This window comes from Streptomyces sp. CBMA291 (assembly GCF_014596525.1).
Classification (GTDB): domain Bacteria; phylum Actinomycetota; class Actinomycetes; order Streptomycetales; family Streptomycetaceae; genus Streptomyces.
In genome coordinates this window covers 1-12,847 of record NZ_MSJP01000053.1, presented here as the reverse complement: position 1 = coordinate 12,847, position 12,847 = coordinate 1, and the positions used below count along the sequence as shown (strand labels likewise).

Below are 12,847 nucleotides of genomic sequence, written 5' to 3'. Positions count from 1 at the left end.
GGTGCCGGGGGACCGGCCGTCGGGTTCCCTGCCCCGGCGTGCGGTCCCCCGGCGTTCGAGGGGTGCGGGTCAGCCCGTGACGGTCAGCTCGGTGGAGAGCGTGAGCGCGGTCGCGTGGTGCGCGGCGTGGACGGTGTAGCTGCCGGGAAGCGTCCGCCAGGAACCGTCGGCGGTGTCCCAGACCTGGAACGCCCGCTCGGGCAGTGCGACGGTCGCCTCGGCGCTCTCGCCGGGACCGGCGGTGACGGAGGCGAAGCCCGCGAGCCAGCGCTCGGGCCGCGCCGGGCCGTCGGCCGTCGCGGGGTCGGCGGGAGCGACGTACAACTGGACGACGGAACGGCCCTGGCGGTGCCCGGTGTTGCGGAGCCGGACCCGTACGGTGCGGGCGTCGACGGTCTCGATCCGCTCGTGCTCCCAGTCGGTGTAGCCGAGCCCGAAGCCGAAGGGGTACGCGGGTGCGGCCGGGTGGCGCTGCCAGGCGCGGTAGCCGATGAACCCCTCCTCCTCGTACGGGAGGACGCCCTCGTGCGGGGTGACCCGGTGGACGGGGGCCTCGTCGAGACGGCCGGGCCAGGTGGTGGGGAGCCTGCCGGAGGGCTCATCGCGCCCGAGCAGGACGTCGGCGAGGGCGGCGCCGCCCTGCTCGCCGGGGAACCAGGTGAGCAGGATCGCGGCGACGTCCTCGCGCCACGGCATCTCGACGGGCGCGCCCGCGTTGACCACGACGACGGTACGGGGGTTGGCGGCGGCGACCCGGGCGACCAGTTCGTCCTGCCGTCCGGGCAGCCGCAGGGAGGTGCGGTCGAAGCCCTCGCTCTCCACGGTCTCCGTGGTGGCCACGACGACGACCGCGGTGTGGGCGGCGGCGGCAGCGGCCACGGCCTCCTCGATCAACTCCTCGTCCTCGCCGACGGGTTCGCGGTGGGCGAGCCCGAAGGTGACTCCGCGCAGGGAGCCGTACTCCATCTTCGGGGTGGCGGCGAGGAGGCTGATCTCGACGGGCTCCCCGGCGGTCAGGTCCACGGTGCCGCGCGGGACCGGGGGGCCGGTGATGACGGCCAGCGGGTCGGCGTCGGCGGGGCGGTGGATCCCGTCGTAGAGCGTGGTGTCGCCGACGGTGAGGTGGAAGGCGCCGAGCCCGCGCGTGCCGAACTCGTGCGGTCCGTCGCTCCGGGGGACGAAGGTGCCGGTCAGTTCCACGGTCTCCAGGGCGTCGAAGTCGGCGCCGCCGGGCAGGGTCTCGGCCATCCACCGGATGCGCCCGTCGGGCAGGGGCTGCTCGGCGAGGACGGCGCCGCGCGCGTCCCGCAGGACGGCCCGCAGGGTGAAGCCGTCGGCGGCGGGGGACAGACCGTCGCTGAGGTCGGCGCCCCGCACCCAGGTGAGCGGGGTGCCCTCGGGAAGGGCGGCCCGCAGCCCGTCCAGCGGGGTGACGACGGCGCCGGGGAAGACGGTCGCCGAGCCGCCGCCCAGGATGCGGGCGTGCCGGGCGGCGTGCCCGATGAGCGCGATGCCGTCCGTTCCGGCCGGGTCCTGCGCGAGCGGCAGGACGTCCTGCTCGTTGCGGAGGAGGACGAAGGAGCGGGCGGCGATCTCGCGGGCGCACGCCGTCCCGTCGGCCGGCGCGGGCCGCAGGGCGGCGGGCACGACCGGGGCGGCGCCCGCGAGGAGCCCGAGCCGGGCGGCGAGCAGCAGGACCCGGCGGGCGGCGGCGTCGACGGTCTCCTCGGCCACCGTGCCCGCGCGGACGGCGGCGGCGAGCGCGGGACCGAAGACCGTGCTGGGGCCGGGCATGGCCACGTCCAGACCGCCGTCGATCGCCCGTACGGTGTCGCGGGCGGCCAGCCAGTCGGAGACGACGACGCCGTCGTAGCCCCACTCCTCGCGCAGGACGCCGACCTGGAGGTCACGGTGTTCGGTCATGGTGGGGCCGTTGACCGAGTTGTACGCGGACATCACCAGCCACGGGTTCGCGGCGGCGATGATCTCCTCGAAGGGGGCCAGGTACAGCTCCCGCAGGGTGCGCTCGTCGACGTGGTTGTCGACGGTGAACCGCTCGGTCTCGGCGTCGTTGGCGACGAAGTGCTTGACCGTGGCGGCGACCCCGCCTTCCTGGACGCCGGTGACGTAGCCGGTGCCGATCCGGGCGGTGAGCAGCGGGTCCTCGGAGTACGCCTCGAAGTGCCGGCCGCCCAGCGGGGAGCGGTGCAGATTGACCGTCGGGGCGAGCAGGACGTGGACGCCCTTGCGGTGGGCCTCCTGGGCCAGGACCCGCCCGGCGCGCCTGGCCAGTTCCGGATCCCAGCTCGCGGCGAGCGCGGTGGGGCTCGGCAGCGTCAGCGACGGGTCGTCGGGCGACCAGCCGGAGCCGCGTACGCCGACCGGGCCGTCGGACATGACCAGGGAGGCGAGCCCGATCTCGGGCAGGGCGGGCAGCGACCACAGGTCCTGGCCGGAGAGCAGCCGGGCCTTGGCGTCCAGGTCGAGGCGGGCGAGCGCCGCGTCCACGACGTCCGCGTACGGCCCGGGGGAGGCGTCGGCGTGCGGGGGCGCGAGGGGATCGGTGAGCGGGTCGGTGGGGGTGGCCATGGTGGGGTGCTTTCTCGTCGGGTGCGGGTGCGGGTGCGGGTGCGGGTGCGAGTCCGGGTGTGGGGCGGATGCCGGGGAAGGGGGGGGCTCTTCGGGGGAGGGCTCAGCTGACGGACTTGATCCGCTGGGTGCACACGGCTCCGACCAGGCCGATGACCGCCCCGGCGAGGAAGAAGGCCGCGTAGTTGTCCCCGCCGCCGAGGGCGAGGAAGACCGGGGCGACCACGGGCGCCACCGACTGCGGCAGCACCTGCGCCAGATGGAAGACGCTCATGTCCTTGCCGGTGTCGGCGCGCGAGGGCAGGACCTGGGCGACGAGGGCCAGATCGACGGCGAGGTAGCAGCCGCCCGCGATGCCCGCGAGGGCGGTCGCCGCGAGGTACCAGCCGAGCGACGGGGCGAACGTGGCCAGCACGTGGGCCAGGGCGAGCACGATCGCGGAGAGCAGGACGAAGGGCTTGCGCCTGCCCATCCGGTCCGACAGCGCCCCGAAGACCAGACTGGCCAGGACCACCCCGATGGCGTTCACCAGCAGCGCCTGGAAGACGACACCGCCGATGGAGTCCTCGTCGTACCCGAAGCGGTCCATGAGGAAGTACGTCTGATAGCTGCTCAGGGTCACGTTGCCGAAGCCGACCAGGAAGCGGGAGAGCCACGCCCAGGCGAAGTCGGGCGCCCGGCGCGGGCTGACCCAGTAGGCGCGCAGCAAGGTCCGCCAGGTCATCGGCGGGCGGTCGGCCCGCGCGAGCCGCCGGTCGGGCAGGACCTTCAGGAGTACGCCGGTGCCCACCAGGCAGACCAGGGCGGGGACGAGCAGGGCCAGGGTCAGGTCGGGCAGCAGCGCCTGGACGAGGAAGGCGCCGCCGGCCACGCCCAGCTGGGTGGTGAGACCGACGAGGGCGGCGACCCGGCCGATCTGCGAGGAGGGCACCTGGTCGAGGACGACGGGGTTGAGCCCGGCCAGCAGCGCGTTGAAGGTCAGCTGGGTCAGGGCCCAGGCCACGACGAGCACGGGGACGCTGGAGGCGTTGGCGAGCAGGAGGAGGCTGAGGGCGCCGGAGACGGCACCGGCGGCGATCCAGGGCCGCCGCATCCCGAACCGGCTGGTGGTCCGGTCGGAGAGCAGCCCGAAGACGTTCTGGCCGAGCAGGGCGACGACGGCGCCCGCGGACAGGACGAGGGAGAGGACCCCCGCCTTGTTGTCGGGGGCGATCTGCTGGACGCGCAGGGCGAGCGTGATCTGCGCGGCGGGCAGCAGCGCCAGCCAGGTGCCGAAGTAGGCGCCGGTCAGGGAGGTGATGAAACCGGCCCCGGCCCGGGACGGCACCGGCGGGCCCCCTGGTGCCGCCGGGGTCCCAGGGGTCCCGGGGGTCGCTGGGGCGACACCGCCGACTGCGGGCGCTGCGGGATCGGCCGTGTCCATGAGGACGCCTCCGGGGGATCGGGGTGGTTCGAGGGGGTCCGGGCGGCGGCATGAGGGGCGTACGGCCGCGACGACCGCCCGGAAAGAGCACATGGGCACGTGTCCATTCATGGGTGGACACGTGTCCATGTGGTGTGGCGTCAGACTGGCATGCCTTCCTTGGCCGAAACAAGGGCGGAAGGTGAGATTCTTTTCGGCGGGCCGTAAGATGAGGGAAACGTGATGGACACGTGTCCATCGCTCGATGGGCCCGCTCGCCGAGCGCCCGAGAGGAACCGACCGGACGTGAGCCCCGCCCCGCGCCGCCCGACGAGCGCCGATGTCGCCCGCCTCGCCGGAGTCTCCCGCACCACCGTCTCCTCGGTCCTCAACGACGACCGGTCCCGGCCCATCAGCGAGGAGACCCGCCACCGGGTCCTCGACGCCGTGCGCGAACTCGGCTACACCCCGAACGCCTCCGCACGGATGCTCCGGGCCGGACGCAGCAACATCGTGCTCTTCCCCATGCCGCGCCTGCCGCTCTCGCACGCCCGCACCACGTACCTGGAGATCCTCGACCGGGAGCTGACCGCGCGCGGACTCACCCTGCTCATCCACGGCGACCGCGAGGCGAGCGGAGTCGCCGGGGCGCGCCGCTGGGCCGAGCACCGGCCCGCCGCCGTGCTCGTCGCGGCCGACCGGTGCCCCGAGGAGGCGGTCGACCTGCTCCGGCGCGCGGGCGTCGACCACGTCCTCCTCGAAGCCCGCCGCCCGGTGCCGTACGCGCCGACCGCCGTCCTCGACGGCGTCTCGGTCGCCGAACTCGCCGCCCGCTACCTCCTGGAGCGGGGCCACCGCCGCCTCGCCTGCCTCGTCCCGGGCGGCGACATCGCCGCGTTCGCCCGCGACCGCTTCGACGCCGTGACGAAGGTCGCGGGCGACGCGGGCGTCCCCGTCCAGCGGGTCGACTGCGAACTGACCACCGACAGCCTCGCGCGGGCGGTCGACCTCTGGCGCGACCCGGCGCGCCGACCGGACGCCGTCTACGCGTACAACGACGAGTTCGCCCTCGTCCTCCTCCAGGCACTCGCCGACGCGGGGCTCCGGGTGCCGCGGGACATCGCCGTGGTCGGCACCGACAACCACCCGCTCGGCGCGGCCCTCAGGCCGGGCCTCACCACGACCTATCTCGACCCGGTCGAAGGCGCGGCGGCGGTCGCCTCCGCCATCGAACAGCTCCTCAGGGGCGAGGACCTGTCCCCGGACTTCGCGGAGACCGGCCGCCCGAGGCTCATCCGCCGGGGGTCGGCCTGAGGGGACCGAGGCGGGGCGCCGGGGCGGGACCGGGCCCTACGGGAGACCCGGACTCCCCGACCGGGCCCTACGGGAGACCCGGACTCCCCACGGCCCCCAGGCGGACAGGACCTGTCCGCGAGCCCGAGTAGCGTGCCGCGCATGGCCCCCAAGACGATCCACCCCGTGCTCGGCACCCGCGCCCTGAACCGCGCCACCCTCCACCGGCAGCTCCTCCTGGAGCGGGCCCCCATGGGAGCGGCCGAGGCCGTCGAGCGTCTCGTCGGGCTCCAGGCGCAGAACCCCAAGCCGCCGTACTACGCGCTCGCCGCCCGCCTCGAAGGCTTCCGGCCCGAGGAGCTGTCGGCGCTCATGGAGTCCCGCGCCGTCGCCCGTATCGTCACCCTGCGCTCCACCGTGCACACCCACACCGCCCGGGACGCCGTCGCCCTCCGGCGGCTCGCCCAGACCGGGGCCGTCGACCGGGAGCTGGCCGTCTTCGTCTCCCGCGGCGGCCTCGACGGCGTCGGCCTCGACCGGCTCGCCGCCCGCTCCCGCGCCCTCGTCGAGGAGCGGCCCCGCACCCCCAAGGAACTGCGCGAGGAACTGCTCAAGGAGTGGCCCGAGGCCGACCCGCAGTCCCTCTCCGTCGCCGCCCGCTGTCTGCTCCCCCTCGTCCAGGTCACTCCGCGCGGCCTCTGGCGCCGCTCCGGGCAGGTCTCCCTCACCACCACCGACCGCTGGTTCGACGCCCCGGGGCGGGCAGCCGCCGAACGCGACGCCGCCGTCCCGGCCCCGGAGCGGGAAGCCGCCGGACTCGACGACACCGTCCTGCGCTATCTCGCCGCCTTCGGACCCGCCTCCGTCCGCGATATGCAGACCTGGTGCGGACTGACCGGTCTGAGCACCGCCTTCGAGCGGCTCAGGCCCCGGCTCCTCGTCTTCCGGAGCGAACGCGGCACCGAACTCTTCGACCTGCCCGAAGCGCCCCGCCCCGACGAGGACACCCCCGCCCCGCCCCGCTTCCTGCCCGAGTACGACAACGCGCTCCTCTCCCACGCCGACCGGAGCCGGGTCGTCGGAGCCGAGCACCGCTCCCGTACCTGGAAGGGCAACCAGCCCTACCGCGTCTTCCTCGCCGACGGTTTCCTCGGCGGCATCTGGCACCTGGAGGAGACCCGGCAGCGCACCACCCTGAGCATCGAGCCGTTCGTCCCGGTCGGACGCGCCCTGCGCGCCGCCCTGCTCGCCGAGGCCGAACGGACCCTGCGGCTCACGAACCCCGAGGGCATCCCGTACGACATCCGGTTCACGACCTCCTGAGGCTCTGGTCCCCGGGCCCCGGCACACACGGTCTACGGCAGCGCGCCCGCCCGGCGGGCCGCCGCCACCGCCTCCGTCCGCGTGTGCGCGCCCAGCTTCCGCATCGCCGAGCGCAGATAGCCCTTCACCGTCTCCGGGCGCAGCCCGAGCCGCGCCGCCGCCGTCGCGTTCGTCGCCCCCGACGCCACCGCCGCCAGGATGTCCTTCTCGCGCGGCGTCAGGGCCACCCCGGGGGCGGCGCCGGTCGACCCTGAGGCCGTCTCCAGACGGCCGCAGACCGCGAGGAGCCGTTCCCGCAGATCGGCGTCGGCGACCCGGGGTGCCAGCTCGCGCAGTTCCCCGTACGCCTGCCGCACCTCCTCCCAGGACGGGCCGGTCGGCGGTCCCGGCGGGGACGCGAGCAGGCTGCGGGCCTCGTCGCCCACGGCCAGCGCCTGCTCCACGTCCCGGGCGGCGGCCACCGCCGCGTCGAAGACCCGCTCCCCGATCGGCAGCGACTCGCGCAGCGCCCCGTACAGCACCCCGCGCACCTTCCGGCGGACGACCACGGGCACCGCGACCACCGAGCGCAGCCCCTCCGCCGTCACCGGCCCGTCGTACTCGTGCGTGATGTGGGGCGCCGAGGGGTAGTCCGTCACCGCGCACGGCCGGGACAGGGCCAGGCACTTCCCTCCGAGACCGGAGCCCGTCGAGATCGCCAGGCCCTGGAGCGCCGGGGTCACCGCCCCGTTCAGCTCGGCGATCCGCAGCGCCCGCCCCTCGTGGAGCAGCCCGCCGAAGACGACCGGGAGTCCGGTGGCACGGCGCAGCCGGAGCAGCGCACCCCGCAGTTCCACCGACTCGACGTGCTCACGCACCGCACTCTCCTTCGCCGCCGCGCACCGTTCCCCCAGGGTTCACCCCCGAACGGGGGTGGTGAGACCTGGGTCACTGATTACACGATGTCCGGTACCGGTCCCGCAACGAGGAGGACGCATGACGGACACGAGCGTGACCAGCGCGACGGAGAGGTTCCGGGCCGCCCGGGACTTCCTGCTCCGGCATCGCGAGGACTACGAGACGGCCTACGAGGGCTTCTCCTGGCCCCGGTCGGACCGGTTCAACTGGGCGCTCGACTGGTTCGACGTCATCGCCGAGGGCAACGACAGGACCGCCCTGCACATCGTGGAGGAGGACGGGCGGGAGACCAGGGTCGGCTTCGCCGAGATGTCCGCCCGCTCCAACCGGGTCGCGAACTGGCTGCGCGCCCAGGGCGTCCGCGCGGGCGACCGGATCATCGTGATGCTGGGCAACCAGGCCGAGCTGTGGGAGACCGCGCTCGCCGCGATGAAGCTGCGGGCCGTCCTCATCCCCGCCACCCCGCTGCTCGGCCCCGCCGACCTGCGCGACCGCGTCGAGCGGGGGCGCGCCCGGCATGTCGTCGTGCGCGCCGAGGACACCGCGAAGTTCGACGACGTGCCCGGCACGTACACGCGGATCGCCGTGGGCGGGGACGGGGTGGACTGGCTGGGGTACGAGCACTCCGCCGACGCGTCCGAGGTGTTCGAGCCCGACGGCGAGACCCGCGCCGACGACACCCTGATGCTGTACTTCACCTCCGGCACGACCGCCCGCCCCAAGCTGGTCGAGCACACCCACACCTCGTACCCGGTCGGGCATCTGTCGACGATGTACTGGATCGGTCTCCAGCCCGGCGACGTGCACCTCAACATCTCCTCGCCCGGCTGGGCCAAGCACGCCTGGTCCAATCTCTTCGCCCCGTGGAACGCCGAGGCGACCGTCTTCATCCACAACTACACGCGCTTCGACCCGGCCCGGCTCATGGACGAGATGGACCGCAACGGCGTCACCAGCTTCTGCGCCCCGCCGACGGTGTGGCGGATGCTGATCCAGGCCGACCTGACCCGTCTGAAGACTCCGCCGCGCGAGGTCGTCGCGGCGGGCGAGCCGCTGAATCCCGAGGTCATCGAGTCGGTGCGGCGCTCCTGGGGTGTCACCATCCGGGACGGCTTCGGGCAGACCGAGACCGCCGTGCAGGTCTCCAACAGCCCCGGCCAGCCGCTCAAGGAGGGCTCCATGGGGCGCCCGAGCCCCGGTTTCCGGGTCACCCTGGTCGACCCGGTGACCGGCCGGCCGGACGTCGAGGAGGGCGAGATCTGTCTGGACCTGTCCGCCGCCCCGGTGGGCCTCATGACCGGATACCACGGCGACCCGGAGCGTACGGCGGAGGCCATGGCGGGCGGCTACTACCGCACCGGGGACATCGGCTCGCGGGACGAAGCGGGATATATCTTCTATATCGGACGTGCTGACGACGTATTCAAGGCATCGGACTACAAGATCAGCCCCTTCGAGCTGGAGAGCGCCCTGCTCGAACACGAGGCGGTCGCCGAAGCCGCCGTCGTCCCCGCGCCGGACCCGCTGCGGCTCGCCGTCCCCAAGGCGTACGTCGTCCTCGCGGCGGGCTGGGAGCCCACCGAGGAGACCGCGAGGATCCTCTTCGCGCACTCCCGCGAGGTCCTCGCCCCCTACAAGCGCGTCCGGCGCATCGAGTTCGCCGAACTGCCCAAGACGGTCTCGGGCAAGATCCGGCGCGTGGAACTGCGCCGGCTGACGGCCGAGGGCGGCGGCACCGAGTACGCCGAGGGAGACCTCGCATGACGCTCTCGTACGCCCACGGGGTCTCCACCACCCCGCTCCTCGGCGACACCATCGGGGCCAACCTCGACCGCGCCGTCGCCGCCTGGCCGCAGCGGGAGGCGCTCGTCGACGTGCCGACCGGGCGCCGCTGGACGTACGAGCGGTTCGGCGCGGACGTCGACCGGCTCGCGGGCTCCCTGCTCGGCAGCGGGGTCCGCAAGGGCGACCGTGTCGGCATCTGGGCCGTGAACTGCGCCGAGTGGATCCTCGTCCAGTACGCCACCGCCCGCATCGGCGCCATCATGGTCAACATCAACCCCGCCTACCGGGCCCACGAGTTGGCGTACGTCCTGCGCCAGGCGGGGATCTCGCTGCTCTTCGCCTCGCTCGCCCACAAGACCAGCGACTACCGGGCGATGGTGGAGGAAGTCCGGGGTCAGTGCCCGGAGTTGAAGGAAGCGGTCTACTTCGGCGACCCGGGCTGGGACGCCTTTCTCACCCGCACGCCCGGGGACCTCGTGCCCGAGCCGCTCTCCTGCGACGAGCCGGTCAACATCCAGTACACCTCGGGCACGACGGGCTTCCCCAAGGGGGCCACCCTCTCCCACCACAACATCCTCAACAACGGTTACTTCGTCGGCGAGATGATCGCCTACGACGAACAGGACCGGATCTGCATCCCGGTGCCCTTCTACCACTGCTTCGGCATGGTCATGGGGAACCTGGCCGCCACCTCGCACGGCGCCTGCATGGTGATCCCCGCGTCCTCCTTCGACCCGGCGGCCACCCTCCGCGCGGTCCAGGAGGAACGCTGCACCTCCCTCTACGGGGTGCCGACCATGTTCATCGCCGAACTGAACCTCCCCGACTTCGCCTCCTACGACCTCTCCACCCTCCGCACCGGGATCATGGCGGGCTCGCCCTGCCCGGAGGAGGTGATGAAGCGGGTCGTCGCCGAGATGAACATGGCGGAGGTGTCCATCTGTTACGGCATGACGGAGACCTCGCCCGTCTCCACCCAGACCCGCCGCGACGACGACCTGGAACGGCGGACCGGCACGGTCGGCCGGGTCATGCCGCACGTCGAGGTGAAGGTCGTCGACCCGGCGACCGGGCTCACCGTGGAGCGCGGCACGGCGGGGGAGCTGTGCACCCGGGGCTACGGGGTGATGCTCGGCTACTGGGACGAGCCTGCGAAGACCGCCGAGGCGATCGACACCGGACGCTGGATGCACACCGGAGACCTGGCCGAGATGCGGGACGACGGCTACGTCCGGATCGTCGGACGCATCAAGGACATGATCATCAGGGGCGGCGAGAACGTCTACCCGCGCGAGATCGAGGAGTTCCTCTACGGACACCCCGCCATCGCCGACGTCCAGGTCGTGGGCGTCCCCGACGAGCGCTACGGGGAGGAGATCCTCGCCTGCGTGATCCCCCGCGACCCCGCCGCCCCACCCACCCTCGACGACCTCACCGCCTTCTGCCGCGACCGCCTCGCCCACTACAAGATCCCCCGCCGCCTGGAGATCCTCACGGAATTCCCGATGACCGTGAGCGGCAAGGTGCGCAAGGTGGAACTGAGGGAGCGCTACGGGGAGGGGGACGGGACGCCCTGAGGGTGGCCCGGGTCCCTCGGGCGGGCGCGGGGGGCCCTTAGGGGGAAGGTCCCTTAGGTGGTCGCCCCGGAGCGCGCGGGGTGCTCCGGGGCGCCGTCCCCTCCCCGCCGGGGCCGTCTCAGGGGCGCGCCAGAGCCCGCCGCATGCAGACGCGCGGCCACGCCGAGAGGCCATGGGCCGCCTCCGCCGCGCTGATCGCCCGCAGCCCCTCCGTCAGCTCCGGGTCCGCCTTGGCCAGCGGACGGAAACCGAGCCGGTGGTAGTACGGGGCGTTCCACGGCACCTCGGTGAACGTGGTCAGCGTCAGCGCCGAAAGACCCCGCTCCCGTGCCACCGCCGCCAGATACTCGATCAACTCCCGGCCCACTCCCCGGCGGGACACATCCGGATGCACCGACACCTGCTCGATATGGGCCGCGCCGTCCACCGTGTCGGTCAGCAGATACCCCCTCGGGCGATCGGCCAGGTCCACCGCGACCCACGCCCGACCGTCCTCGCGATACGACTCAAGGACGTCGAGGGGGAGGGGATCGTCGTCCGCGATCGCCGCCATGCCCAGCTCGCGGAAGGGTTCGCCCGCCGCCCGTTCGATGTCCTGGAGCAGCGGAAGTTCAGCCGATACGGCCGCTCTGATACGCATACGACAGTATGGCGCGGCCTCAGCACCCTCCGCCGACCGCACCCCGCCCGGAGCCCCCGTCCCGACCGCCGGGTGACCGGAACCTGCCCGTCTCCCGGCGCCGGTCGAGGAGCCCGCCGTCCCGCGAGAACCTCGGCAGGAACAGCGAGAGCGCCGGGTCCCCGTAGAGCGCCACGTACAGCTGGACCTGCCCGCCGTCCGTCACCTCCCGCCGGTGCGCGGGCAGCGGATGCCGCTCCCGCAGCCCCGCGAGCAGCCGCCGCGCCGCCGGGGTCGCCGACGGCAGCCGCAGCAGCGCGACCGCCGCGAGCACCGGCAGCGCCCCCGCCGCGAGCGCCCCCGCCGGACTCGTCCCCGGCGCCTGCGTCGCGTACGCCCCCGCGAGGACCGTCAGCGGTACGCAGCCCAGCAGCATCCGCGCCCCCCACAGCCGGGTCCTGGGCCGCAGCAGCCCCGCTCCCCGCAGCTCGCCGCTGAGCGCGTCCACCGCCCGCCGCGCCTCGGGCCGGTGCGCGAGGTCCCGCAGCCGGAAGGCCCGGTGAAGGGCCCCGTGCACCCCGAGCTGCACAGGGTCCCGGGTGCGGCCCGGACCGCCATTGGCCCGAATCGTATGTTTGCGACCCGCCGCGACCGCTCCGCGCTGGTGCAGCGCCACCAGGGCCACCGTGACGGCCGCCTGCCGTCCACCCCGCAGCAGGGCCAGGGCCTGGGGTGGTGGCGGATCTCCGGTTCCGCTTCCCCTGCTGCGGGTTCGCAGCAGTACGGCCGCGAGCAGCAACTGTCCGCAGGTCGCTCCGATGAACCACCACATCCCCGTCGGCATGACGCCCACCCCCCGAGGATGTTGTGCCCGGGGGAGCGTGATCGTCACGCGTGAATGGCCGGTTTCGCATGCCGAGGAGTTGTGGGCGCCGGAGCGCCTCCGGTTCAGGGGCCACTCGCCGCCAGATCGTCTGCCGGTCCGTTCACCGGCTGCGGGGTGCCCGTCAGATCGAGCACGAACAGCGGCAGCCCGATCTCGGTCGCCCGCGAGCGCGCCTCGGGCGTGTATCCGGCGAGGGAGAAGAAGACGCTCACGGCGGGGGCGCTCAGTCCGTTGAGCCAGAGGCATTCGACCGCCCGGAGCCCGGTCGGCCGGGTGCTCGGGTCGACCTGCGCGACGAGTCCGGGACCCCGCAGGTCGATTCCGGACGCGGGCCGCTCCTCCGGCTGGACCACCTCCCGGAAGCCGAGCCAGCGCAGATACCCGGCTGCGGCGGCGACCGCGTCCCGGGAGGTCCGGATGGTCACGGGCCGGAACACCCCGCGCCCCGGCGCCGGCCGGGCGGCGCCGGTCGGCGG

The 12,847-nt window shown here is 73.8% G+C and carries 10 protein-coding genes; 4 read left to right on the top strand and 6 right to left on the bottom strand.

The window, feature by feature from the left end:
• Window positions 1–69: 69 nt before the first annotated feature.
• Together BU197_RS13890 and BU197_RS13885 are read right to left on the bottom strand one after the other, a co-directional pair.
• Complete coding sequence (locus BU197_RS13890; protein WP_188268568.1) at window positions 70–2,589, bottom strand: beta-glucosidase family protein; 2,520 nt, start codon at window positions 2,587–2,589, stop codon at window positions 70–72.
• Window positions 2,590–2,692: 103 nt separating this feature from the next.
• Window positions 2,693–3,916: an MFS transporter gene (locus tag BU197_RS13885; RefSeq protein WP_188268567.1), complete on the bottom strand. Its 1,224-nt coding sequence runs from the start codon at window positions 3,914–3,916 to the stop codon at window positions 2,693–2,695.
• Between the two features lie 381 nt (window positions 3,917–4,297).
• On the opposite strand from BU197_RS13885, the gene BU197_RS13880 reads away from it, so the two are divergent.
• Both BU197_RS13880 and BU197_RS13875 read left to right on the top strand, forming a co-directional pair.
• On the top strand, window positions 4,298–5,305 hold the full coding sequence (locus tag BU197_RS13880; protein WP_317452053.1) for a LacI family DNA-binding transcriptional regulator: 1,008 nt from the start codon (window positions 4,298–4,300) through the stop codon (window positions 5,303–5,305).
• A 141-nt stretch (window positions 5,306–5,446) separates the two neighbouring features.
• Window positions 5,447–6,607, top strand: a complete 1,161-nt coding sequence (locus BU197_RS13875; protein ID WP_188268565.1) for a winged helix DNA-binding domain-containing protein — start codon at window positions 5,447–5,449, stop codon at window positions 6,605–6,607.
• A gap of 32 nt (window positions 6,608–6,639) precedes the next feature.
• Here the strand turns inward: BU197_RS13875 and BU197_RS13870 are convergent, their stop codons facing one another.
• On the bottom strand, window positions 6,640–7,464 hold the full coding sequence (locus BU197_RS13870) for a response regulator transcription factor (RefSeq protein ID WP_188268564.1): 825 nt from the start codon (window positions 7,462–7,464) through the stop codon (window positions 6,640–6,642).
• A gap of 118 nt (window positions 7,465–7,582) precedes the next feature.
• On the opposite strand from BU197_RS13870, the gene BU197_RS13865 reads away from it, so the two are divergent.
• Both BU197_RS13865 and BU197_RS13860 read left to right on the top strand, forming a co-directional pair.
• A complete protein-coding gene (locus BU197_RS13865; protein ID WP_223182620.1) occupies window positions 7,583–9,268 on the top strand; it encodes an AMP-binding protein in 1,686 nt (561 codons plus the stop codon).
• Complete coding sequence (locus tag BU197_RS13860) at window positions 9,265–10,866, top strand: AMP-binding protein (RefSeq protein WP_188268563.1); 1,602 nt, start codon at window positions 9,265–9,267, stop codon at window positions 10,864–10,866. Before BU197_RS13865 ends, BU197_RS13860 begins: the two co-directional genes overlap by 4 nt.
• Window positions 10,867–10,984: 118 nt before the next feature.
• Here the strand turns inward: BU197_RS13860 and BU197_RS13855 are convergent, their stop codons facing one another.
• The 3 genes from BU197_RS13855 to BU197_RS13845 form a co-directional block, all read right to left on the bottom strand.
• On the bottom strand, window positions 10,985–11,506 hold the full coding sequence (locus BU197_RS13855) for a GNAT family N-acetyltransferase (RefSeq protein WP_188268562.1): 522 nt from the start codon (window positions 11,504–11,506) through the stop codon (window positions 10,985–10,987).
• 19 nt (window positions 11,507–11,525) lie between these two features.
• Window positions 11,526–12,329, bottom strand: coding sequence for a TIGR04222 domain-containing membrane protein (locus BU197_RS13850; protein ID WP_188268561.1), 804 nt, complete (start codon window positions 12,327–12,329; stop codon window positions 11,526–11,528).
• Between the two features lie 104 nt (window positions 12,330–12,433).
• The coding region (locus BU197_RS13845) for a hypothetical protein (protein ID WP_188268560.1) at window positions 12,434–12,847 on the bottom strand (414 nt) is incomplete at its 5' end.